Raw genomic sequence first — 23067 nt, 5'->3', positions numbered from 1 at the left:
TCGTACGACTCCGCACGGGTCGATCGACACGTGCGATGTCGGACGACGACACGTGCGATGTCGGAAGACGGCCACCCGACGGCCTGGAGGCGCGGTACCGGCTGGCACCGCGCCTCCAGGCCGCGTCGGGCCGCGTCACTTCGCGCCGGACCGTGTCAGGAGGCGGGCGCCTCCGCGGGGGCCTTGGACGCGCCGTAGACGGCCGTCAGGATGCTCTCCACCCACTCGATGAGCCCGTCGTCGGGCAGCGTCTCGCCGTGCGGCTTCGGCAGCGGGATGCTCGCGGCGTCCTGCTGCGGGAACCAGCGCGCGCCGGGGAACATGCGCTTCAGCCGGACCTGGGCCGAGTCGGCGAGCTCCTTGCCCGCGATCCGCAGGTTCGACCCCATCACGACGACGTCGGACAGGCCGACCTGCTGCGCCATGCGCCGCAGGCGCGACACCTCGACCAGGGTGAGCACCGGCTGCGGCGGCTGGCCGTAGCGGTCGGTGAGCTCGTCGAGCACCATGTCGATCGCCTCGGGCTGCGCAGCCGGGGCCGATGCGGCCGACAGCTTCTGGTACGCCTCGAGCCGGAGCCGCTCGGACTCGACGTAGTCCTCGGGGATGTGCGCGTCGACCGGGATCTCGAGCCGGAGCTCGGTCTGCCCCTCGGCGACGTCTCCCCTGAACTGGGACACGGCCTCGCCGATCATCCGCAGGTAGAGGTCGAACCCGACCCCCGCGATGTGCCCGGACTGCTCACCACCGAGCAGGTTGCCGGCACCCCGGATCTCGAGGTCCTTCATGGCCACCTGCATACCGGCGCCGAGTTCGTTGTTCGCGGCGATGGTCTCGAGACGGTCCTGCGCGGTCTCGGAGAGCGGCTTGTCGGCGTCGTAGAGGAAGTACGCGTACCCGCGCTCACGCCCGCGGCCGACGCGACCTCGGAGCTGGTGGAGCTGGGACAGCCCGTACTTGTCGGCCTTGTCGATGATCAGCGTGTTCGCGTTGGCGATGTCCAAGCCCGTCTCGACGATGGTCGTGGACACGAGCACGTCGAACTTGCGCTCCCAGAAGTCGACCATGACCTGCTCGAGGGTGCCCTCGGACATCTGCCCGTGGGCGACCTGGATCCGGGCCTCGGGGATGATCTCGGCCAGGTGCGACGCCACCGACTGGATGTCCTTCACGCGGTTGTGCACGTAGAAGACCTGACCTTCGCGCAGGAGCTCGCGGCGGATCGCGGCGGCGACCTGCAGGTCGGACTGCGGCCCGACGAAGGTCAGGATGGGGTGGCGGTCCTCCGGCGGGGTCGCGAGCGTCGACATCTCCCGGATCCCGGTGACGGCCATCTCGAGCGACCGCGGGATCGGGGTCGCGGACATCGCGAGCACGTCGACGTTGGTCTTGAGCTTCTTGAGCTGGTCCTTGTGCTCGACGCCGAACCGCTGCTCCTCGTCGATGATGACGAGCCCCACGTCCTTGAACGCGATGTTCTGCGACAGGATGCGGTGTGTGCCGATCACGATGTCGACGGTGCCGTCGGCGAGGCCGGCGATCGTCTCCTTCGACTCCTTCTCGGTCTGGAAGCGACTGAGTGCGCGGAGGTGCACGGGGAAGCCCGCGAAGCGCTCCTGGAACGTCTCCATGTGCTGACGCACCAACAGCGTCGTCGGGACGAGCACGGCGACCTGCTTGCCGTCCTGCACGGCCTTGAACGCCGCGCGGATCGCGACCTCGGTCTTGCCGTAGCCGACGTCGCCGGAGAGCAGGCGGTCCATCGGGATCGGGCTCTCCATGTCGCGCTTGATCTCGTCGATGGTGGTGAGCTGGTCGGCGGTCTCGGCGAACGGGAAGGCCTCCTCCAGCTCACGCTGCCACGGGGTGTCCGGGCCGAACGCGTGCCCCTTCGAGGCCATGCGCGCCGAGTACAGCTTCACGAGGTCGACGGCGATGTCGCGGACGGCCTTGCGCGCCTTCGACTTCGCTGCGGACCAGTCCGAGCCGCCCATCTTGGACAGGGTGGGGTTCTCGCCGCCGACGTACCGGGAGAGCTGGTCGAGCTGGTCGGTCGGGACGAAGAGCTTGTCGCCCGGGTAGTTCCGCTTCGACGGGGCGTACTCGAGCACGAGGTACTCACGCTGCGTCTTCACGGCGTTGCGACCGCCGGAGCTGACCTCGCGCGAGACGAGCTCGACGAACTTGCCGATGCCGTGGGTGTTGTGCACGACGACGTCGCCCGGCTTCAGCTGCAGCGGGTCGACGACGTTCTTGCGGCGGGCGGCGAGCTTCTTGACGGTGCGGGCGCCCTGCTGGACGCTGCGGCCGTAGAACTCGGCTTCGCTCAGGACGGCGATCCGCGGGTCGGGGGTCGCGAAGCCGGCCTCGACGGTGGCGGTGGTGACGATCGCGACACCCGGCTCGGGCGGGGCGGTGAGGTCCTCGGCACGAGCCGCGACACCCGCGTCCGCGAGCACCTGCACCGCGCGCTCGACGAGCCCCTTGCCCTGCGCCGTCACGACGACGCCCCAGCCGTCGTCGACGAGCTGCTTGACGTGCTCGACGGCCCCGTCCGCGCTGCCCGCGAAGCTCGGGATCGACTCCGCTCGGACGCGGATGTACTCACCGGCCTCAGCAGCGGCCTCGGCGTCGGTGAGCACGCGCTCGCGGTCACCCTCGTCGAGCCCCGAGTCGAACGGCGTGACCGTCCACCAGGTGCGCTGGCCACGGGTGTTCTTGAGCTGCTGCACGGACAGGAAGTTGCCCGCGTCGAGGTCGATGGGTGCCTGTGCGCCCGCGACCGCGGCACTCCACGCGGCCTGCAGGAACTCGGTGTTCGTCTCGGCCAGGCTGTGCGCGCGACCGGCGACCCGCTCGGGCGAGAGGACCGCGATCGTGGCGGTCTCGGGCAGGTAGGTGGTGATCGGCACGAGGTCCTGCACGAGGGCCGGCGCGAGGGACTCCATGCCCTCGACCGGGATCCCCTCGGCGATCTTCGCGAGCATCTGCGACAGGTTCGGGAACTCGTGCAGCATCTCGCGTGCCCGCTGGCGCACATCGTCGCTGAGCAGGAGCTCGCGCGAGGCGGTGAGCTCGACCGAGCCGAGGTCGTCGTCGGTGGTGCGCTGGTCGGCGACCGAGAACGCCTTGATCGCCTCGATCTCGTCGCCGAAGAAGTCGACGCGCACCGGGTGGTCGGCACCGGGCGGGAAGACGTCGAGGATGCCACCGCGCACCGCGAACTCGCCGCGGCGGGTGACGAGGTCGACCCGGGCGTAGGCCAGGTCGACGAGCTGCGACGCGATGGCCGCGAGGTCGTTGCCGCGTGAACCCGTCGCGAGTGCGACCGGGGCGAGCGACGTCAGGTTGCCCGCGATGGGCTGCAGTGCGGCGCGGACGCTCGCGACCACGACGATCGTGCGGCGGTCGGCCGGATCGGCGTCCTGCCACGCGGCGAGCTTGCGGAGCGTCGCGATGCGGGTGCCGACCGTCTGGGCGCTCGGGCTGAGGCGCTCGTGCGGCAGGGTCTCCCACGCGGGGAACTCGAGGACCTCGGCGTCGGGGACCGTGCACGTGAAGGCGCCGCGCACCGCCTCGGCCTCGCGCCCGGTGGCGGTGACGACGAAGAGGCACTGGGGACCGTTGCGCTCGGCGAGCAGCGCGCCGAGCAACGGGACCCGCAGGCCGTCGACGACGGAGAAGTCCGCGTCACGCCCGGCAGCGCGGAGGACGCGATCGAACGCGGAGGCGCGCGAGAGCGCAGGGATGATGCCCGAGATCGTCACTCAGACGATGGTACCGGCGGCGTCCGACACCCGGCCCGGCGTGCGCGGGCGGCGAACACGGTCAGCTGCGGCGACGGAGTCGGGACCCGATCAGGACGAGCAGCGCGGCCACGAGCAGCGCGGGCGCGACGGGTGCGGCGCCGGTCCAGGCGAGGCTGGTCGGGCTGCGGTCCGCAGACGTGGAGCCGGCCCGGTCGGGAGGCGCGGCACCGTCCGCCGCGTCGGCACCCGTCACGCCGGTGGTCCCGCCGCGGCCGGGGGCCGCCCCCGGGTCGGCGCTCGGGGTCGGGTCGCTCGGGGTCGGGGCGGTCGGTCCTCCCCCGCCGGTGGTGCCGCCCGGGCCGGGCGACGGGTCGGGGTCGGGTGCGGGCGTCGGTCCGGGGGCGCCGGTCGGACCGGGGGTGGGTCCGGACGAGACGTCGGGCGCGGGCGACGGTCCGGGCTCCGGGGCGGTGGTCGCCCCCGGTTCGGGCGCCGTGGTGGGTCCGGGCGCGGTGGTGGGCTCGGGCGCGGTGGTCGGTTCGGGCGCGGTGGTCGGCTCGGGGGCGGTGGTCGGCTCCGGCGCGGTCGTCGGTCCGGGCGCCGTGGTCGGCTGCGGCGCGGTCGTCGGTCCGGGCGCCGTGGTCGGCTCCGGCGCGGTCGTCGGTCCGGGCGCCGTGGTCGGCTCCGGCGCGGTGGTCGGTCCGGGCGCGGTGGTCGGCTCCGGCGCGGAGGTCGCTCCGGGCTCCGGCCCCGCGGTCGGCTCGGCCGTCGGGGACGGTGCGGGCGACGGCTGCGCTCCCGTCGCGGGTGTCCCGGTCGGGAGCGGTCCTGCCGTGGCCGGGGCGGAGGGGGTCGGGGTCGCGCTCGCCTCCCACGTCGGGCCGGGATCCGGCTCGGGTCGGGGGTCCGGGTCGGTCGTCGGTGTCGCGCCCGGGGTGCCCGACGGCGTCGGGGTCGGCTCCGGGGTGGTCGGTCCGGGCGGCGTCGGGGTGGGGCCCGGCTCGTCGGTCGGCTCCGGGTCCGTCGAGGGACCGGGCTCCGTCGAGGGACCGGGCTGCGGCGTGGCGGTCGGCTCCGCGGTGGGATCGTCGGTCGGGGAGGGCGACGAGGTCGGTGCAGGGGTCACCGTCGGCGTCGCGCTCGGCTCGTCGGAGGGCTCGTCGGTCGGCTCACCCGTGGGGGCGGGGGTGGGCTCGTCGGTCGCCGGCGCCGACGGGTCCGCACCCGGCTCGCTGCTCGGCGTCGGCGCCGGCGTCGGCGTCGGCGCGGGCGTCGGCTGGTCGGTCGGATCCGACGTCGGTGCTGCGGTCGGTCCCGACGTCGGCCCGGGGGTGGGCTCACCCGTCGGGTCGGACGTCGGTGCGGCGGTCGGTCCCGACGTCGGCTCGGGGGTGGGCTCACCCGTCGGGTCGGACGTCGGCGAGGCAGTCGGGTCGGGCGTCGACGGGTCGGTCGGGGAGGCGGTCGGGTCAGGCGTCGGCGGGTCGGTCGGGTCGGCCGTCGGCGAGGGGGTCGAACCGCTGCTCGGGTCACTGCTCGCCGGCGTCGTCGGCTCGCCGGTCGCCGGAGTCGTCGGCTCCGCCGAAGGTCCGGGAGACGGGGCGGTCGTGGGGCCAGCCGTCGGCTCGGGCGTCGGGGTGTCCGACGGCAGGGGCTCCGCCGTCGGTGCGGTCGGGCTCGTGCCCGGGCTCTCCTCGACGCTGCCGGACGACGTCGCGGTGACGATCCGCTGCCGGTTGTAGTCCGCCACGACCAGGCTCCGACCCGGGCCGACGGACACGGCGGTCGGGTTCGCGAGTGCCGATCCGTCGGGCGCCGTCGAGAACGCCGGAGCCCACGCGCCGCCGGCGTCCGACCAGACGCGACCGTTCCCGTTGTCCACGACGAAGACGTCCCCGTCGTCGACCGCCACCCCGCGGAGCCGGGTCTGCCCGTCGGCCGGGAACCCGAGCGCGCTGACGACGCCCGACGCGCGGTCGACCTGCCACACCTCGTCGGGTCCGGCGTCCGTCACGGTGAGCGTTCCACCGTCGGCGGAGATCGCGACGCCGCTCGGGTCGGACCACGGACCCGCGACCGCCGTCCACGTCCCGCTGCCGAGCTCGGCCGTCCAGAGCGATCCGCTGCCGGGCACGGCCGCGAAGACCGTCGTCCCCTGCACCGCGAGTTCGGAGACGGCTCGTCCGCTCGGAGGCGGGGCCCACCGGGAGACGACGAGCCCGTCCGGGGAGAGGAGCGTGATCGACCGCCGCCCGGCCTCGGCGACGAGGATGCGGCCGTCGTCGAGGGTGGTCACGGCCGACGGGTTCCACATGTCGCCCGGCGCCGTGCCGAACGGAGCGACCACGCTCCAGGTGCCGTCGAGTCCGCGGCGCAGCAGGCCGTTCCCGGCGAAGTCGGCGACCAGGAGTCGTCCGTCGACGTCGTGGTGCACGTCGTTCGGGGCGGAGAAGCTGCTCGCGACCGGTGGCGCGGACGACTCGGCGCTCGTCGGTGTCCAGGTCTCGGTGCCGGCGACCGCGCCGTCCTGGGTGAGCAGGGAGGCCATGCCGACCGCGATGAGCGCGACCGCGGCCGGGACGACGGCGAGGACCGCACGCACCCCCGTGCCGGAGCGCTGTGCGACGTCTTCCGGTCCTGCCCGGTGTCGTGCTCGCCCCACGTCGCCCCCTCGTCGTCGGGACGGTCGCCCCGACGGCGAACCTACCGACGACCGGGGGACGTGACGGTCCCCCAGTTCGGGGACCCGGCGGGAACCGGACAGCAGCGTGGACGACCCACACCGTGCCTCCCGGCCGGATCCGCGGACTCGACCGGACGCGTCAGGAGGGCGCGTGCACGCGCTGCTGCGCGGCGAGGAGCCCGAGCTCCGCGATCGCCTCGACGGCGTCGGCGCCGTCGGCGAGCAGGTTCGACAGCGTCTTCTTCTCGGTCGGCGAGAAGTCACGCAGGACGTAGTCGGCGGGGTCCTGGCGACCCGGGGGACGGCCGATGCCGATCCGCACCCGGGTGAACTCGTTCGTGCCGGTCGCCTTGATGATGTCGCGGAGCCCGTTGTGGCCGCCGTGCCCGCCGCTGCCCTTGAGACGGACGGTGTCGAACGGCAGGTCGAGTTCGTCGTGGACGACGACGAGGTCCGCCGGGGTGGCGCTGTAGAACCCGAGCACGCTCGAGACCGGGCCACCCGAGGTGTTCATGAAGGATCCCGGCTTCGCCAGGACGAGCTTCGGTCCGCCGGGCACCAGGCGCCCCTCGGCGACCTGGTTCGGCGTCTTGTGCTTCTTGAACGTCGCACCCATGCGGGCGGCGAGTTCGTCGAGGACCATCTGGCCGACGTTGTGACGGTTCCCCGCGTAGCCGGGCCCGGGGTTCCCGAGCCCGACCACGACGAGGGTCGTTCCTGTCATCAGCGTCGGCCAGACGTTCCGCGGCGGGTGTGTTACTCGGAGTCGACCGGGGCGGAGCCGCCCTCGGCACCGGCCTCGGCGCCCGCCTCGGCAGCAGCCTCGTCGTCAGCGGTGCCACGCGGGGTGACGATCTGCACGACGAGCGCCTCGCCGTCGGTCTCGAGCTCGGCGCCGGTCGGCAGCTCGAGCTGCGAGGCCAGCACCTGGGTGCCGTCCTCGAGGCCCTCGACGTCGACGGTCACGTGCTCCGGGATGTCGGTCGCCTCGACGAGGAGCGAGACCGAGGAGAGGTCCTGGACGTGGATCGTGCCGGAGAACGACTCGCCCTCGACGACGACGGGGACGTCGACGGTGACCTTCTCGCCACGGCGCACGACGACGAGGTCGATGTGCTCGATGATCTGGCGCACCGGGTCGCGCTGGACGTCCTTGACGAGGGCGAGCTGGGCCGCACCCTCGATGTCGAGGTCGACGACCGCGTTGGCGGTACGGACGAGCAGCATCGTCTCGTGGCCCGGGAGGGTGATGTGCTGCGGCTCGGTGCCGTGGCCGTAGACGACCGCGGGGATCTTGTCGGCGGCGCGGAGCTTGCGCGCAGCGCCCTTGCCGAACTTGGTGCGGGTCTCCGCTGCGAGCTTGGTGTAGTCGGCCATGGTGCCTCCTGGTGTCGGGGTCGACGCCGGGGTGCCGGCATCGGGGGGTCTGTGGTGTTGCAACTCGAACGCGTGCACGCGTGAGGAACGCTCCCAGGACTGGGCCGGGTCTCCCTACCGCGTCGATCACGGCCGCGCGCTGCGCGGCCCTCGCCGAAGTCGGTTTGTGAGTCTAGCAGGGGACGTCGGGCGTGTCGCACCGCGGCACCGCCCACCACCGGACGGGAGGCTCGTGGCGGTGCCGCCACGAGCCTCCCGTCCGTCCCTGCGCACGGTCGCGGACCGGTCCCCCCAGGTCCACCTGCCCGCGACCGCGGGTCCGTCGCCGGCGCCCGTCAGTCGACGTCCTCCGGTGCCTCCGGCGCCAGTCGCTCGATCGTCCTGGCGACGCGGTCGGCGACCGCGAGCTGGTCCGGCCGGGCGGCTGCCAGCACGGCGGCGTCGGTGGCGGTGACGTGGAGGAGCCGGGACCACTGCGCGTCGTAGAGCGCCTCCCGGTAGCCGGACGACTGCTGGCAGGCCAGGTCGTGCTCGGCGAGGGCGATCTCGGGCTTCGTGACCTCACCCTCACGGAAGTTCAGGCCGTAGTCCATGAGCATCGACTGCGACGGCAGGTCGCTCGGCGCCGCGGGGAGGTCGACCAGACCGGCCGTGGACATGCAGCGGTGCCAGGCGCCCGTCGTCGCCTCGACCGATGCGTCCTGACGGGCGTCGGCGGCGGCGAGGGCGGTGAGCCGCTCGGCGACCTCGGTGCTCTGCTCCACGCCGCGCCCGTTCGTGCCGAGCGTCCGACGGGCCTGGTGCCAGCAGCCGGCGACCGCGTCCCGCGGCGCTGCCGCGATGACCGCGGTCCGCTCGGGAGAGCCGGCCCACGACCGTCTCGCCTCGACGTTCGCGCCGATGGTCGACGTGAGGTGGTACCCGCGGCGCTCGGCCAGTGCGGGCAGCAGCGGCTTCGTCGTCGCGAGTGCCGGCGCGGTGTTGCCGCGGACCGCCGGGTCGTCCGCTTCGCTCAGTGCGCGGAGCCCCGAGACCGTCGCCCACGGTGGTGCCCCGTCGATCCCGAGCCGCTCGAGACACGGCTCCGCGACCAGTTCCTCGGCGTAGGACGTCTCGTCGACCGCGGGCCGGGCGTAGCCGTCGAGCGGCATCGACCACGTGTCGAGGTCGCGCTCCACCGTCGGGCGGACGGCGTGGTCGGCGGGCTCGGGCAGGCTGTGCAGCACGGCTCCCCCGAGGCCGGCGAGGACGAGGACGAGTGCGCCGGACTTCGCGGAACGCTGGGTGATGCGCATGGTGTTCCCCCTAGGCGCGGACGAGTCCGCGTTCGTGTGCGGTGATGACGACCTGGATCCGGTTCCGGAGTCCGAGCTTCGTGAGCACCGCGCGGACGTGCGTCTTGACCGTGGCCTCGCTGAGGAACACGGTCGCCGCGATCTCCTGGTTGCTGAGCCCCTTCGCGACGAGCAGGAAGACCTCGCGCTCCCGGGCGGTGAGGACGTCGAGCACCTCGTCCGGGCGCGGGGTCTCGACGAGGGTCCCGTCGGCGCGGAGCAGGTCGAGCGCCTCGGCCTCGGTCGGCGCCGGACGCCCCTCGTGGACGTCGCGGATCGTGCCGAGCACCACATCGGGCAGGGCGTCCTTCGTCAGGAACGCCGCCGCTCCCGCACGGAGGGCGGCGAGCACGGCCTCGTCGCGGCGGATCGTCGTCAACACCACGACCCTCGGGCGGTCTCCGCCCTGCGCGGCCAGGCGTGCGGTGGTCTCGATGCCGTTCAGCACCGGCATGCGGAGGTCCAGGAGCAGGACGTCGGGGTCCTCGTCGGCGCAGAGCTCGAGCGCCGCGGCGCCGTCGGCAGCGGTGCCGACGCAGGCCATGTCGTCCTGGGCCTCGACGAGCATCCGCATGCCGGAGGCGAAGAGGTGCTGGTCGTCGACCACGGCGACGCGGATCGCGCTCACCGGGCGTCCTCGACGGGCACCCAACCGGTCACGACGAACTCGTCGACGTCGTCACCCGCGCCGGCCCGGAGCCACCCGCCGGCGAGCCGTGCCCGCTCCCGCATGCCCTCGATGCCCGAGCCCGCGCCGTCGAGCTGCACCAGGGGCGCGTCCCCTCGCGAGGTGACCACGATGCCGAGGCCCGGGCCGCGCCAGTCGAGCACGACGCGGGTCGACGCCGTCCGCCCCTGGTGCTTGAGGACGTTCGTCAGGCTCTCCTGCACGATCCGGTGCACCGCTCCCCCGGTCGCCGTGCCGACGGGTCCGGGCACACCGTGCTGCTCGAACGTCGCACGCATGCCGAGGTCGCGCATGTCCTCGACGAGGTCGGGGACGTCCACGAGGCCGTGCACCGCCGCCGACCCGGCGCCCTGGATGCGTTCGACGAGTGCACGGACGTCACCGAGGGCGCTCCGGCTCACGTCGGCGATGTCGCGGAGGGCCGTCGCTGCCGGTGCGCCGGCACCGGCGATCGCCGCGGCGCCCTGGGCCTGCGAGACCACCACGGCGAGCGAGTGTGCGAGCGAGTCGTGCACGTCGCGGGCGATCCTGGCGCGTTCCTGTTCCGCGCGGAGCTCGGCGGTCGTGACCTCGGTCTCCCGCTCGGCCGCGACGACGCGGGTCCTGGCGAGGCCGATCCGCCACGCTGCACCGACGGCGACGCCGGCGGCCCAGGCGATGCCGCTCGCGCCGGCGATCGCCAGCGACAGGAGCACGAGGTCACTCCGCGTCCCCGAGTGCGCCCCGGTCCAGTTGCCCCAGACGTCGGGGTCGGCGACCGTCGGCACCGCCATCGCCCAGGCGGCGGCGATGCTCGCGACGCCGAGGGCCGGGACCGCGAGCCATCGGAGCAGCCCCGACCGCCCTGCACCGACGACGCCCACGACGATCGCGATCGCCAGGTACTCCGGCCACGTCGTCGCGCGCGGGCGGTCGAGCAGGTGCAGCGCCTGCAGCAGCGGGACCACCACGACCAGGCCGAGCGCCGTCGCGGGCATCCAGTTCGTCAACCCGATGGCGACGGCGAACGCGGCGACGACGAGCACGTGGCCGGTCAGCTCGGAGCGTCCGGCCTCGGCGACGATCCAGAGCACCAGGTACACGGCACCGACGACCGGAGGCAGCACGTGCCGGACGCGGCGACGCAGGAAGGAGGTCATGTCGGCGAGCGTAGGGCGGGCGTCGACGCGGCTGCGAGCTCGGGCGGCACCTTTCATCCGAGTGGATGAGGTGCCGTCGAGCCCTGCGGTCAGGACGCGTCGCTAGCGTCGGGGCGTGTCGACGAACGAGTCCCTGCCCGCGCGCGACCCGGCCACCGACGACCGGTGGGCAGCGGCGGCGCGCGCAGCCGAAGCGCTCGCCCGCGGACCGAGGCGGGGACGCGGGCCGTCGATCCAGGCCGCCCTCTCCGCCGCCGCGACGCTGGTGGCCGGCATCGACGTGCCGCTCGCGGTCCTCGGTGGGCTCGACTGGCGCGTCGCCGTCGCGGTCCTCGGGTGGGTCGTGGCGGTCGGGGCGTGGTCGGTCGCTCGACGGCGCGGGCGACTCGAACCGTTCCTCCCTGCCCGGTCTCCGGTCGCACTCCTCGGGGCTGCCGATCGTCGGGACCTCCGCCGACAGCTCCGCGGTGCGGAGGTACCCACGCCGCGATCGGTCGACCTGGTCGACGCGATCACCCGGTGGCAGCGCCGGACGTCGGCGGCGACCCTGCCGAGCCTCGTCGGACTGGGGATCGTCCTGCTCGGCTCCCCGGGGCCGCTCGTCCCCGCCATCGTCCTCGCGACCGCCGTCCTGGTGGTCGTCCTCGCCGTCGCTGAGCGTCGTCGGTGGTCGCGCGTGCAGCGGCTCGTCGCGGAGGTGCGTTCCGAGCGATCGGCTGGTGCCTGAGGGTCGTCGCCGGTCAGCGACCGACGTCTCGGCGGTGGTGCTGCGCGGCGCGCAGGAGGTCCCGCGCGCGGTCACTCGCGTCCGCTGCCTCGTCGCGCGCGCGTTCGGCCCGCTCGACCTCGACGACTGCTTCGGCGAGCTGCCGTTCGAGCTCGGCACGACGGTCCTCGGCGGCCTCGAGTTCCTGCTCCGCCGCATCGAGGGCCGCGTCGGCATCGCGGGACTCGGCCCGAGCGGTCGCCTCGGCCTCGCGAGCGGCGCGGCGCTCGGCAGCGGGGTCGGTACGCGGTCCGGGTTCGGCCTGCGGTTCGGATTCCGGCTCCGGCTCGGACTGCGGCTCCGGCTCCGGCTCCGGCTCCGGCTCCGGCTCCGGCCGGGAGGCTCGGCTCCCCTTCCGGGACCGTCGCGCGCTGGTGATCGGGATGGGTTCGGCGTCGGTACCGGACCACGCGTCCGGGACCGCGTCGGGATCGGCCAGTGCCCCGTCGAGGTCGACGTCGTCGAACCCGGCGCTCTCGAGCGGTCGGACGAGCAGGCCGGACCGGACGGCGGCGCCCGCGTGTCCGTCGGCCGTCGCAGCCTCGATCGTCGCGCGGACCTGGTCGAGGACGGCGGATGTCAGCGGGTGCCCGGCGTCGGACGCCAGGTCGGCCCCCGCCTGCGCCAGCGCGGCGACGACGTCGGACCGCTGGCGGCGGAGCCGTCGGATCTCGTCGGGGTCGGCGTCCGCCAGGGCCTGCCGGATCGCCGGGCCGAGCTCGACCGCCTCGTCCAGGGCGCCCTCGTGCGCGAGCAGGTCGACCACCCACGCCGCGGGCGCGGGCTTGCGCAGACCGCCGATGCGCGTCGCGAGCGCTCGGTCGTCCTTCCGCACCGCACGCTGCCGCGCGGTGCGTTGCCGGACGAAGTCGGCGGGCGCGACGAGGAGCAGTTCCCTCGCCTCGTCCGCGAACTCCATGCCCCCAGCATGCCCGTCGACGCACCCGCGCTCTCGTCGGAAGCACGAGCGACCGGGCAGGACACGCCGGACGTCCTCCACCGAGCGGGCCGCGTACGTCACCGTCGTGCGCGACCGTGCCGTACGTCGCCCGCTCGGGGGCGGGGGCGGGGTCGCCCGCTCGGAAGCGGGGGCGGGGGCGGGCGCTCGGGGCGGGGTCGGCCGCCGGTCCGGCGTCGGACTACCAGTCGTGGACGGTGCCGTCGGCCAGGCGGTTGAACGGCAGGTACGCCTGCTCGTACGGGTACTTCCCCGCCTCGTCCACGTCGAGCGTCACGCCGAGGCCCGGCTCGTCGCCCGGGTGCAGGTACCCGTCCGTGAAGGTGAACGTCTGCCGGAACACCTGGTTCGTCCTCGGTCCGTGCTGCATGTACTCCTGGATGCCGAAGTTGTGGATCGCCATCCCGAGGTGCATCTGCGCGGCGAGTCCGACGGGTGAGATGTCCGTCGGCCCGTGGAACCCGGACTTGATCTGGTACATCGCGGCGTAGTCCATCGTCTTGCGCAGCGGGGTGACGCCGCCCATGTGGGTCACGGCACCGCGCACGTAGTCGATGAGCTGGTCGCGGATGATGTCCTTGAAGTCCCAGATCGTGTTGAAGACCTCGCCGATCGCGAGCGGCGTGGTGGTGTGCTGCCGGACGAGCTTGAGCGCCTCCTGGTTCTCGGCGGGGGTGCAGTCCTCGAGCCAGAACAGGTCGTACGGCTCCAGGCTCTTGCCGAGCTTGGCCGCCTGCAGCGGGGTCATCCGGTGGTGGCCGTCGTGCAGGAGCGGCAGCTCGGGCCCGAACTCGTTCCGGACGGCCTCGAACACGGTCGGCACGTGGCGCAGGTAGGCACGGGTGTCCCAGTCCTCCATCGCCGGGAACGCACCCCGCTGTGCCGGCTCGAAGTCGTACCGGACGCCGGCGTTGCCCTCGGTCGTCCGGTTCGACGCGATGCCGTAGATGCTCTCGAGCCCGGGGACGCCCGTCTGCACGCGGATGGACCGGTAGCCCTCCTCCTGGTGCTCGCGGATCGAGTCGAAGAGCTCCGGGAGCTCCTTGCCCGAGGCGTGGCCGTACGCCATGAGTCCGGTGCGCGACGCCCCGCCGAGCAGCTGGTAGAGCGGCATCCCGGCGACCTTGGCCTTGATGTCCCACAGCGCCATGTCGACGGCCGCGATGGCGGCCATCGTGACCGGGCCCCGGCGCCAGTACGACGAGCGGTAGAGGAACTGCCAGGCGTCCTCGATGCGGCTGGCGTCCCGCCCGACGAGCAGCGGGACGACGTGCTCGGACAGGTACGCGGACACGGCGAGCTCGCGGCCGTTGAGGGTGGCGTCGCCGAGCCCGGTGACACCGTCGGCGGTGGTGATCCGCAGGGTGACGAAGTTGCGGTCCGGACTCGTGACGATGACCTCCGCCCGGTCGATGAGCTGTCCGCGGTCGGCCGACGCCCAGGTGTCCGGTCGGCCGGCGGTCGGGTCCGTCGCCCCGCCGCCATCGGCAGCGCCGGGGACGGGCGCAGCGGGGTTCGTGGTGCCGGTGTCGGTCATGCGTGGACTCCTTCGTCGACGGGGCCGCGTGCTGGTGCCGCGGCGGCGCGGATGCGTTCGGCGGCCGCGGTGACGGCGGCCACCACTGGGGTGGTGTCGAGGTCGGGCGCGACGACCCCCAGGACGTCGTGCACGTCCGAGTCTGGCCCGGGTGCTCCGGCGTCGTCCACCAGCTCGGCCTGCGTGGTGCAGTGCACCCACCAGGCGGCGAGCAGGGTCGCGGCTCCCGGGCCGACCCCGGCGTCGGGGTCGCGCTCGAGTCGCCGACGCAGGACGTCGACGACGCGGACGGGCAGCTTCTGCGAGCCGCCGGACGCGATCTGGCGCAGGGTGTGCCGGATGCGCGGGTTCGCGAACCGCTCGACGAGCGCGGCCCGGGCGTCGGCGACCTCGTCGGCCGGCAGCGGGAGTTCGGCGGCGGCTTCGTCCCAGAGCTGCTCGACGGCGGTCCGGCAGCGTGGGTCGTCCATCGCCGACGCCACGGTGTCGTGGCCGAGCAGCAGGCCGAGGTACGCCAGGAGCGAGTGCGCCCCGTTGAGCAGCCAGAGCTTCCGCTGCTCGTACGGGGTGACGTCGGGCACGAGCCGGACGCCGGCGGTCTCCCACTCGGGGCGGTCGATGCCGTCGAACACGTCCTCGAGCACCCACTCGGCGAAGGGTTCCGTGACCACGGGCACACGGTCGCCGTCGAACGCCCCGGGCAGGTCGCCGATCTCGTCGAGGTCGGCGGCGGTGGTGGCCGGCGTGATCCGGTCCACCATCGACGACGGGAAGGCGACGGACGACTCGATCCACGACCGGAGTGCCGGGTCGTCCGTCGCCCCCAGCACCGCCTCGCGGAGCACGGCGCCGTTGTGCGTCAGGTTGTCGAGCGACACCAGGGCGATGCGTCCGCCGTCGGCGGCCCGGCGTGCGGCGAGCCCGTCGACCAACCGGGCCGGCACGTCGGCGTCGGCGCGGTAGCCGGCCTCGGTGACCGTCAGCGTGACGATGGTCGTCCCCGGGGACGCGACCACGTGCCTCCAGGCCGTGCCGTCGCCGCCGGGGTGCGCCGCCACGATCGAGTCGACCACCTCGGCCGTGTCACCGTCGGCCGCTCGCGTCACCAGCGTGTACCGGCAGTCCTGCCCGGCGAGCGCATCGGCTGCTCCGGGCGAGCGCCCGGTGAAGGCGGTGATCCCCCACGGATCACCGCTGGCGTGCTGCGTGTACCAGGCGAGGTGGGCGCGCGCGAACGCGCCGATGCCGAGGTGGGCGATGCCGGGGCGCCGACTCATGCGGTCACCGGGACCAGGGAGCGCAGGTACGCCAGGTTGTCGGCGGTGCGCTCGGCGAGCGGCAGGTCGGTCGAGAAGTCCTCGATGGTGACCCAGCCGTCGTACCCGTGCCGTCGCAGGGCGTCGAGGTACTCGGACACCGACGCCTGGCCGTCGCGCAGCGGTACCCACTCGTTCCGCCAGATCCGGCTGCCGTCGGCCCGGGTCTCGCCGGTGTCGACCCACCGTGCGTTCTTCACGTGCGCGTGGGCGAGGTACGGCCCGAGGAGCTCGAAGGCCGCGAGGTGGTCCTCCTGCCCCTCGATCACGAGGTTCCCCAGGTCGTGGATGACGCCGACGTGCTCGGGGTCGAGCCCGTCGACGAGCCGGAGCGCGGCCGACGCGGACGGGGTGATCGTCATGTGGTGCAGCTCGACGAGTGCCTTGACACCGAGCGCGGCAGCACGCACCGCCGCCCACTCGAGGTCGGCGCGCGTGCGGTCGAAGAGCTCCCCGTAGGTGGCGCCGGTCCGCTCGCGCTCCCGCTGGTACCAGGGCATGGTGACGCGCACCTGGCGGGCGCCGAGTTCGCTCGTCACCCGGAGCATCGTCTCGACGCCCTCGTGGTCGGACACCGGCTGGTAGCCGCCGATGCCCGAGTACTGCAGGCCGGCGGCGGCGGTGGTGCGGGCGATCTCGCCGACCCGGTCCGCGATGCCGGTGAACTGCCAGGTCGACCGGTTGCCGGCCCAGAAGCCGGACGAGCCGTCCTCGGTGCGGTCGTCGACGATCCGCCACTCGATGCCGTCCCAGCCCTGCTCGGCGAGGGTGTCGGCTGCCTGCGACGGGGTCCAGTCGGGCGTGGACGCGGTGAACACGGAGAACTTCACCGGACTGCTCCTTCCCGGGGAGCGACGACCGGTTCGACGTCGTCGTACTTCCCCTCGATGACGTCGTCGATCCGGACCGGCTGCCCGAGGGTCGCGCTGACGTACAGGCCGCGGACGGTCGCGAGCGACACGAGGGCGTCGTCGACGGTCACGCCGGGGTCGCGCCCCTCGCGGATCGCGGCGACGATGTCCGTGTACTGGCGGGCGTGCCCCGCGGCGAAGTGGTCGGGCTCCGGCGGGCCGCCGACGACGTGCTCCGGCGGGACGACGTCGTGCTTCTGGTCGACGGCGTCGGCGACCGCGGTGGCGTTCGCCGTGGTCGACGCGGACTCGAGCGTCGCCGCGTCCGGTGCGACGTGGAAGTACGCGAGCCGGTCGTCGTCGACGATCGCCGAACCGTGCGTGCCGTACACCGCGTAGCGCGCGGAGAGTCCCGGGTAGGCGGCGGTCGTGCAGTGGATGACGCCGAGCGCGCCGCCGCGGAACCGGACGGTCGCGACCGCGGTGTCCTCGACCTCGATGCGGTCGTGCGCGAGGAGCCCGACCTGCGCCGAGATCTCCTCGGGACGACCGAGTGCCCAGACGAGCAGGTCGACGGTGTGCACGCCCTGGTTCATCACCGCGCCGCCGCCGTCGAGCGCCCAGGTGCCGCGCCAGTCGCCCGAGTCGTAGTAGCCCTGCGAGCGGTACCAGGCGACGCTCGCGACGCCGGAGGTCACGGTGCCGAAGTCGCCGCCGTGCGCGGCTCCCGCGACCGCGACCGAGGCCGGGTCGAAGCGGTGCTGGCTGATCACACTCGCCGTCACCCCACGCGAGCGGGCGTCCGCGGCGAGCGCCGCGATCTGGCGCGCCCGGGGCATCGTGGTGTCGAGCGGCTTCTCGATGACGACGTGCTTGCCCGCGGCGAGCGCCGCCTCGGCCAGCTGGACGTGCATGCCGGACGGGGAGCAGATCGCGACGACGTCGATGTCGGTCTGCGCGATGGCCTCCTCGACGGTCGCGGTGGTGACGGGCCGGTCGGCGCCCGTCGCCTCGATCTCGTCCGCCGCGCCGGTGGCGGCTGCGGGGACGGCGTCGACGAGGGCGACGACCTGCAGGTCCGGGTGCTGCACGGCGACGCGGGCGTGGTGGCGTCCGATGACGCCGGCGCCGACGACCGCCAACTTCAGGGGGGTGCTCATCGCAGGGTGACTCCGATCTGGTCGGTGAGGGAACGGAAGGCCCGTCCGGCACGGCCGAAGGCCGCGGGGCCGGAGAACCCGCCGAGGGAGGTGACGTCGCTGAGGTGCGGTTCGAGGGAGGCGTACCCGGAGTAGCCGGCGTCGCGGAGGGCGGTCAGGGTCTCGAGCAGTTCGCCGTCGCCCTCCCCCGCCGGGACGACGGACGCGTCGGCGGCCAGGGCGTCCTTCACCTGCAGGTAGTCGACGTACGGCGCGAGCTGCGCCCAGCCGTCGGTGAACGGCCGGACGCCGCACTGCACGTAGTTCGCGTTGTCCCAGGCGAGCCGCAGCGCACTCGACCCGACGCTCTCGACGATGTCGAGCACGCGCTCGGGGACGTCGCCGTAGATGTCCTTCTCGTTCTCGTGCAGCAGGGTGACGCCCTCGCGCCCGGCGTGGTCGGCGAGCGCACGCATCCGGACCATGACGTCGTCGCGCACCTCGTCCGCCGTGCGCCCGTCGAAGTAGAACGAGAAGATCCGGACGTTCGTCGTGCCGAGCGCGTGCGCGGCCGCGATCGCGCGGCCCAGCCGCTCGACCTCGTGCTCGACGGGCCGGTCGACGACCACCTTGCCGATCGGCGAGGCGATCGCGGACACGGTCTGCCCGCGCTCCTCGAACAGGCGGTGGAGGCCGGCGAGCTGGTCGTCGTCGAGGTCGACGACGTTGGTGCCCCAGGCGCTGCGCACCTCGATCGCGCTCGCGCCGAGCGCCTGCAGCACGGCGACCTGGACGGCCGGGTCGGCATCGATCTCGTCGCCGAAGCCGGAGAGCTCCCACGTTGGCTGGGTCATCGTGTTCCTTCCTTGTCGGACGGGAGGCGCGTGGCGGGCCGGCACCGCGCCTCCCGTCCGTCGTGTGGTTGCGTTCGCTCCTTGACGGAGCCGGCGGCCTCGACGGGTCCTGCCCGCCGACCAGGTCACTTGACGGAGCCGGCGGTGAGCCCGCCGACCAGGTAGCGCTGGAAGATGAGGTAGAGCGCGACGACCGGCACGGCGCAGACGATCGACGCGGCCATCATCTGGCCGTAGATCGGGACGGCGCCGCCCTCCTGGGCGGTGCCGAGCACCTGCAGCACCACGGCGACCGTGCGGGTGTTCGGGGTCGTCATGATCGTGCTGAAGAGCACGTCGTTCCAGCCGAGCAGGAAGGCGAAGATCGCCGAGACCACGATGCCGGGCCACGAGAGGGGCAGCACGACGCTCCGCAGGATGCGGGTGCTCGAGGCGCCGTCGATGCGGGCCGCCTCCTCGAGCTCCTTCGGCAGACCGCGCAGGTACGTCACCATCACCCACGTCGAGAACGGCAGGGCGAACGTCAGGTAGGTGACGAAGAGGCCCCAGCGGGTGCCGATCACCTGCACGCCGGTGGCGCTCGCGATGTTGGCGAAGACCACGAAGACGGGCAGGAGCAGCAGGGTGCCGGGGATCGACTGCAGGGCGAGCAGCCCGCGGAGGATCGTCAGCCGGCCGAGGAACCGGAACCGGACGAGCACGTAGGCGGTGGACACGGCGAGCGCCGCACTCGCGACCGCCACCGCACCGGCGGTGAGCAGGGAGTTCACCAGGCCCTGCCCGAGCGCCACGGTGTCCCAGATCGCCACGTAGTTCGACAGCGTGAACTCGGACGGGAAGTACTCGCCGCGGGCGACCGCGACGTCCGAGTTCACCGAGCCGAACAGGATGTACAGCACCGGCACGGCGATGAACGCGACGAGGACCGCGATCACGGTGACCAGCAGCCACCGCGGCAGCAGCCGGGTGACGTCGGTGTCGTACGGACGCTTCGGGCGCTTCGAGCCACCGGCGGTGATGCTCTCGGTGAGCGTCGCGGTCGGACGGGTGCGGGTCTGGCTGAAGGCGCTCATGCGCGGGCTCCCTCGAGGTCGGCGGCGGCCGGGGCGGCGAGCAGGGCGCGGTCCGCGCGACGCTGCTTCCGGGTGGGGCCCGCGTCGTCTCCGGTGTCGAGCTTGACGGCCCGGAGGTAGACGAACAGCGGGATCGCGACGATCACCAGCGAGCAGATCGCCATCGCCGCGGACAGGCCGAAGCGGAACGACTGGAAGCTCGCGATGTACGTCAGGACGGGCATCACCTCGACGCTCGAGGGCAGGGGGTTGCCGAAGAGCACGAAGGGCAGCGTGAAGTTGTTGATGTTGTGCAGGATCGAGATGATGATCGCCAGGCTCAGCGGTCCGCGCAGGTACGGGAAGACGATGTAGCGGAGCTTCGCCCACCACGTCACGCCGTCGAGGGCGGCGGCCTCGTGCACCTCGTTGTCGACCGCCTGCAGTCCGGCGAGCGAGAGCAGGTAGACGAACGGCCAGCTCGTCCACACCATGACGCCGGCGAGCGCCCAGTAGGACGCGGAGCCGTTCAGCCAGAGGACGTCGGTGCCGAGGACGGTGTTCACCACGCCCTGCGGCTGGAGCATCGTGCGGAAGAACGTCCCGACGACGAAGGCCGGCAGCACGTACGGCACGAGGTAGATCGACCGGACCAGGCCGCGCCCGGGGAACCGGTTCTGCGTGGAGACCGCCGCGGCGACACCGATCGGGACGGTGACCGCGGTGACGAGCACCGACAGGGACACCGAGATCCAGATCGAGTGCAGGAGCGGCGAGTCGGTGAAGGCCTCGGCGAAGTTGGCGAACCCGACGAAGGGAGCGCTGAACCACTGGCGCAGCGTGTACTGGTCGAGGTCGAGCATCGCGATGTACAGGCCGACGAGCAGCGGTACGACGATGACGGCGAGCATGAGGACGCCGCCGGGCAGGAGCATCCAGAGCGGACGCTCGCGCTGGTACAGCGGGGTCGTCCCGTGCGGGCGGACCTCCCGCGGGGTCTCCTGGCGGGGTCGGGTCTGCGTGGTGGTCATCACAGCCCTCCGTTCTTCTGGCGGTCGAGCGTTGCCTGGGCGTCCCGCTGCGCCGCTGCGAGGCGCTTCCGGAGCTGGTCGTCGCTGACCTCGCCGCGCTTCAGCGACGGGATCGACTGCACGACGACGTCGACCAGCGAGAGCTGCACGTCCGACCAGGCGCCGGTGAAGGCGGTGGGCTTCGACAGTTCGCCGGCGCGGACGATGGGGGCGAGGTCGGGGTTCTGCTGCGCGATGCGGTCCGCCGCGACGGTGTTCGTCGGCAGTTGCCCGAACAGCTCGAAGTAGCGTTCCTGCGCCTCGGGCGAGGACACCTGCCGCACGAAGTCGAACGACAGGTCCTGCTTCGAGCCGTAGTCGGCGACGACGAGGTTGTCCCCGGACAGGATGCTCGCCGCCTCGATGCCGTCGGCGGGACGCTCGGTCGCGCCCGGGGGCACGGTCGGCAGCAGGGCGTACTCGTACTTGCCGTCGACGGCCGAGCCCTGCAGCGAGTTCAGGGAGGTCGTCGTGGTCATCGGGAAGAACGCGGCCTTGCCGTCGGCGAACTGCGCGAGGGCCTGCGGGTTGTTCCAGCCGATCGCCGCGGGGTCGACCACGCCGTCCTCCGTCACCCAGTCGAAGTAGGTGCGGTAGGCCTGCTCGACGGCGGGGGCGTCGATCTCGGCCTTCCCACCGTCGATGATCGTGTTGCCGGCGTTCTGTGCCATCCCCCACACGAACTTCCACGGGTCGAAGCCGTCCGCGTAGGCGATCGCCATGCCGTAGGTACCGTCGCCGGTGGTCTTCCGGGCGTCCTCGGTGAGCTCGTCCCAGGTCGTCGGCAGGTCCGTGATCCCGGCGCGCTCGAGGAGCTCCGTGTTGACGGCCATCACGAACGGTCGGCTGGCGAAGGGGATCCCGATCTGCTCCGCCGTGCTCGGACCGGAGATGCCGAGGGACGCCGGTGCGAACTGGTCCTTGCCGCCGACCGCGTCCCACTGCTCCGGCCCCATCTCGACGAAGGCACCGGTGGCGTAGGCGGTCGGGGTGAAGGTCGTCCCGATCGCGTAGACGTCCGGGCCCTGGCCCGAGATGACGCTGGTCTGGATCGCGGTGAGCTCCTCCTGCGGGGTCGAGTAGGTCTCCCACTGGATGTCGGCACCCGTGGTGCGCTCGAACTCGGCGGCGGTCTCCCGCTGCCACTGCGCGCGTTCCTTCGGGTAGGTGGTGTCCGCGCCCATCATCACGCGGAGGGTGTCCGGGTCGTCGCCGCTGCCGTCAACGATCGCGCAGCCCTGCAGCGAGAGGGCGGCGACGGCGACGACGGCGGCACCGACCAGGATGCGGGTCCTGCGTCTTCCTGTGCTCATGCGGGGGTGTCCTCCTCGACATCTCCCCCGGGCGATGGTGCCCGGGACGGCGGCTGCGCTGCCGACGTGCCACCACTGTCCCGGCCGTGGCAACAACCGGCAACCGGTTGCCACTTGTTGCCACGCCGGCCTAGTTTCGCCTCGTGAGCAGCGCAGACACGGACACCTCGCGGCGGGTGACCATCCGGGACATCGCCGACGCGACCGGGGTCGCCCCGTCCACGGTCTCCCGCGCGCTCTCGCTGCCGGACCGGGTCAACCGCGACACCCAGCAGCGGATCCAGCAGGTCGCCCGCGAGCTCGGCTACGTCGCGAACTCGCAGGCCCGGGCGCTCACCTCGGGACGGACCCGGGCGGTCGCCGTCCTGGTGTCCGACATCACCAACCCCTTCTACTTCGACGTGATCCGCGGCACGCAGCACCAGCTCTCCGCCGCCGGGTGGACGCAGTTGCTCGTCGACACCGAGGAGTCCGCCGAGGCCGAGGTCGCGGCGCTGCGTGCCGTCGCCGGCAAGGCCGACGGCGCCGTGCTCACGGCGTCCCGCCTGTCCGACGCGCAGATCGCCCGGTTCGCCGAGCGCACCCCGCTCGTCGTCGTGAACCGTCGCCCGGCCGGGGTGCCGTCGGTCCTCATCGACACCCCCGGAGGCGTCGAGCAGGCCGTGCAGCACCTGGTGTCCCTCGGGCACCGGGACGTGCTCTACGTGGCCGGCCCGGACAGCTCCTGGTCGAACGAACGCCGCTGGCGGGCGCTCGTCCGCGTGGCGGGGCGCCTGGGTGTCCGGGTCGCCCGCATCGGCCCGCACGCGCCGTTCGTCGACTCCGGAGCGGCCGCCGCCGACGCCGCCGTGCACGCCGGGGCCACCGCGTGCATCGCCTTCAACGACCTCATCGCGATCGGGATGCTGACGCGGTTCCGGGAGCGGGGCGTCCGCGTGCCCGAGGACGTGAGCGTGGTCGGCTGCGACGACATCTTCGGTGCCGACTTCTGCAACCCGCCCCTGACGACCATGACGTCGCCGATCGAACGCGCCGGTCGGGTGGCGATCCGGATGCTGCTCGGTCGACTCGATGCGCTGCCGGCCGACGAGCCGCCGGGTGAGCACCCGTCGGGCGCCGTCGCGCTGCCGACCCACCTGACCGTCCGGGGGTCCACGGGCCCGGCACCCGTGCGGCCCCGCTGATCCCCGCACCGCCGCACGATCCCGCTCGCCCCCCCCCCCCCCCCCCCCGCCCCCCCC

The 23067-nt window shown here is 73.3% G+C and carries 18 protein-coding genes; 2 read left to right on the top strand and 16 right to left on the bottom strand.

The annotated features are described in order from the left end of the window. Positions 1 to 155: 155 nt before the first annotated feature. The 7 genes from mfd to M3666_RS05155 form a co-directional block, all read right to left on the bottom strand. The gene (mfd, locus tag M3666_RS05185; RefSeq protein WP_066652554.1) at positions 156 to 3767 is read right to left on the bottom strand and encodes a transcription-repair coupling factor; all 3612 of its coding nucleotides are present in this window, start codon (positions 3765 to 3767) and stop codon (positions 156 to 158) included. 61 nt (positions 3768 to 3828) lie between these two features. Continuing rightward, on the bottom strand, positions 3829 to 6411 hold the full coding sequence (locus M3666_RS05180) for a hypothetical protein (RefSeq protein ID WP_251154677.1): 2583 nt from the start codon (positions 6409 to 6411) through the stop codon (positions 3829 to 3831). Positions 6412 to 6571: 160 nt separating this feature from the next. Then, on the bottom strand, positions 6572 to 7156 hold the full coding sequence (gene pth / locus M3666_RS05175) for an aminoacyl-tRNA hydrolase (RefSeq protein WP_251154676.1): 585 nt from the start codon (positions 7154 to 7156) through the stop codon (positions 6572 to 6574). 32 nt (positions 7157 to 7188) lie between these two features. Then, positions 7189 to 7809, bottom strand: a complete 621-nt coding sequence (locus M3666_RS05170; RefSeq protein ID WP_251154675.1) for a 50S ribosomal protein L25/general stress protein Ctc — start codon at positions 7807 to 7809, stop codon at positions 7189 to 7191. Between the two features lie 335 nt (positions 7810 to 8144). Beyond that, positions 8145 to 9104, bottom strand: a complete 960-nt coding sequence (locus M3666_RS05165) for a hypothetical protein (RefSeq protein WP_251154674.1) — start codon at positions 9102 to 9104, stop codon at positions 8145 to 8147. A 10-nt stretch (positions 9105 to 9114) separates the two neighbouring features. After that, entirely contained in the window at positions 9115 to 9771 is a 657-nt protein-coding gene (locus tag M3666_RS05160) for a response regulator transcription factor (protein WP_251154673.1), read from the bottom strand. Further along, entirely contained in the window at positions 9768 to 10970 is a 1203-nt protein-coding gene (locus tag M3666_RS05155) for a sensor histidine kinase (protein WP_251154672.1), read from the bottom strand. The genes M3666_RS05160 and M3666_RS05155 overlap by 4 nt, the downstream gene beginning before the upstream one ends. Before the next feature lie 115 nt (positions 10971 to 11085). Here M3666_RS05155 and M3666_RS05150 point away from each other — a divergent pair, with 115 nt between their 5' ends. Continuing rightward, on the top strand, positions 11086 to 11697 hold the full coding sequence (locus tag M3666_RS05150; RefSeq protein WP_251154671.1) for a hypothetical protein: 612 nt from the start codon (positions 11086 to 11088) through the stop codon (positions 11695 to 11697). Between the two features lie 13 nt (positions 11698 to 11710). Here M3666_RS05150 and M3666_RS05145 read toward each other — a convergent pair whose 3' ends face one another. From M3666_RS05145 to M3666_RS05105, 9 genes are all read right to left on the bottom strand, one after another. Further along, positions 11711 to 12655 (bottom strand): hypothetical protein, encoded by a 945-nt coding sequence (locus tag M3666_RS05145; RefSeq protein ID WP_251154670.1) that lies wholly within the window; start codon positions 12653 to 12655, stop codon positions 11711 to 11713. 220 nt (positions 12656 to 12875) lie between these two features. Continuing rightward, a complete protein-coding gene (manD, locus tag M3666_RS05140; protein ID WP_235426496.1) occupies positions 12876 to 14231 on the bottom strand; it encodes a D-mannonate dehydratase ManD in 1356 nt (451 codons plus the stop codon). Then, entirely contained in the window at positions 14228 to 15508 is a 1281-nt protein-coding gene (locus tag M3666_RS05135) for a mannitol dehydrogenase family protein (protein ID WP_066652516.1), read from the bottom strand. The genes manD and M3666_RS05135 overlap by 4 nt, the downstream gene beginning before the upstream one ends. Next, complete coding sequence (locus M3666_RS05130) at positions 15505 to 16377, bottom strand: sugar phosphate isomerase/epimerase family protein (RefSeq protein ID WP_251154669.1); 873 nt, start codon at positions 16375 to 16377, stop codon at positions 15505 to 15507. The genes M3666_RS05135 and M3666_RS05130 overlap by 4 nt, the downstream gene beginning before the upstream one ends. Further along, positions 16374 to 17558, bottom strand: coding sequence for a Gfo/Idh/MocA family protein (locus tag M3666_RS05125; protein ID WP_251154668.1), 1185 nt, complete (start codon positions 17556 to 17558; stop codon positions 16374 to 16376). The genes M3666_RS05130 and M3666_RS05125 overlap by 4 nt, the downstream gene beginning before the upstream one ends. Further along, a complete protein-coding gene (locus M3666_RS05120; RefSeq protein ID WP_251154667.1) occupies positions 17555 to 18391 on the bottom strand; it encodes a sugar phosphate isomerase/epimerase in 837 nt (278 codons plus the stop codon). The genes M3666_RS05125 and M3666_RS05120 overlap by 4 nt, the downstream gene beginning before the upstream one ends. 125 nt (positions 18392 to 18516) lie before the next feature. Next, positions 18517 to 19464 carry a carbohydrate ABC transporter permease gene (locus tag M3666_RS05115; RefSeq protein ID WP_251154666.1) on the bottom strand — a complete coding sequence of 316 codons (948 nt, stop codon included), beginning with the start codon at positions 19462 to 19464 and terminating at the stop codon, positions 18517 to 18519. Next, positions 19461 to 20474, bottom strand: a complete 1014-nt coding sequence (locus M3666_RS05110) for a carbohydrate ABC transporter permease (RefSeq protein WP_066652494.1) — start codon at positions 20472 to 20474, stop codon at positions 19461 to 19463. The genes M3666_RS05115 and M3666_RS05110 overlap by 4 nt, the downstream gene beginning before the upstream one ends. After that, a complete protein-coding gene (locus M3666_RS05105; RefSeq protein ID WP_209683786.1) occupies positions 20474 to 21826 on the bottom strand; it encodes an ABC transporter substrate-binding protein in 1353 nt (450 codons plus the stop codon). The genes M3666_RS05110 and M3666_RS05105 overlap by 1 nt, the downstream gene beginning before the upstream one ends. A 143-nt stretch (positions 21827 to 21969) precedes the next feature. On the opposite strand from M3666_RS05105, the gene M3666_RS05100 reads away from it, so the two are divergent. Continuing rightward, positions 21970 to 23010 carry a LacI family DNA-binding transcriptional regulator gene (locus M3666_RS05100; protein WP_251154665.1) on the top strand — a complete coding sequence of 347 codons (1041 nt, stop codon included), beginning with the start codon at positions 21970 to 21972 and terminating at the stop codon, positions 23008 to 23010. Positions 23011 to 23067 lie beyond the last annotated feature (57 nt).

This window comes from Curtobacterium sp. ODYSSEY 48 V2, from assembly GCF_023712625.1.
Classification (GTDB): Bacteria; Actinomycetota; Actinomycetes; order Actinomycetales; family Microbacteriaceae; genus Curtobacterium.
The sequence above is the reverse complement of the archived record's forward strand: the minus strand, read 5'-3'. Positions and strand labels throughout refer to the sequence as shown.

What these genes read in the sequence shown, in the direction of transcription:
- pth (WP_251154676.1), bottom strand. Translation starts at nt 7,156, where the DNA reads ATGACAGGAACGACCCTCGTCGTGGTCGGGCTCGGGAACCCCGGGCCC.
- M3666_RS05170 (WP_251154675.1), bottom strand. Translation starts at nt 7,809, where the DNA reads ATGGCCGACTACACCAAGCTCGCAGCGGAGACCCGCACCAAGTTCGGC.
- M3666_RS05165 (WP_251154674.1), bottom strand. Translation starts at nt 9,104, where the DNA reads ATGCGCATCACCCAGCGTTCCGCGAAGTCCGGCGCACTCGTCCTCGTC.
- M3666_RS05155 (WP_251154672.1), bottom strand. Translation starts at nt 10,970, where the DNA reads ATGACCTCCTTCCTGCGTCGCCGCGTCCGGCACGTGCTGCCTCCGGTC.
- M3666_RS05145 (WP_251154670.1), bottom strand. Translation starts at nt 12,655, where the DNA reads ATGGAGTTCGCGGACGAGGCGAGGGAACTGCTCCTCGTCGCGCCCGCC.
- manD (WP_235426496.1), bottom strand. Translation starts at nt 14,231, where the DNA reads ATGACCGACACCGGCACCACGAACCCCGCTGCGCCCGTCCCCGGCGCT.
- M3666_RS05135 (WP_066652516.1), bottom strand. Translation starts at nt 15,508, where the DNA reads ATGAGTCGGCGCCCCGGCATCGCCCACCTCGGCATCGGCGCGTTCGCG.
- M3666_RS05125 (WP_251154668.1), bottom strand. Translation starts at nt 17,558, where the DNA reads ATGAGCACCCCCCTGAAGTTGGCGGTCGTCGGCGCCGGCGTCATCGGA.
- M3666_RS05120 (WP_251154667.1), bottom strand. Translation starts at nt 18,391, where the DNA reads ATGACCCAGCCAACGTGGGAGCTCTCCGGCTTCGGCGACGAGATCGAT.
- M3666_RS05115 (WP_251154666.1), bottom strand. Translation starts at nt 19,464, where the DNA reads ATGAGCGCCTTCAGCCAGACCCGCACCCGTCCGACCGCGACGCTCACC.
- M3666_RS05110 (WP_066652494.1), bottom strand. Translation starts at nt 20,474, where the DNA reads ATGACCACCACGCAGACCCGACCCCGCCAGGAGACCCCGCGGGAGGTC.
- M3666_RS05105 (WP_209683786.1), bottom strand. Translation starts at nt 21,826, where the DNA reads ATGAGCACAGGAAGACGCAGGACCCGCATCCTGGTCGGTGCCGCCGTC.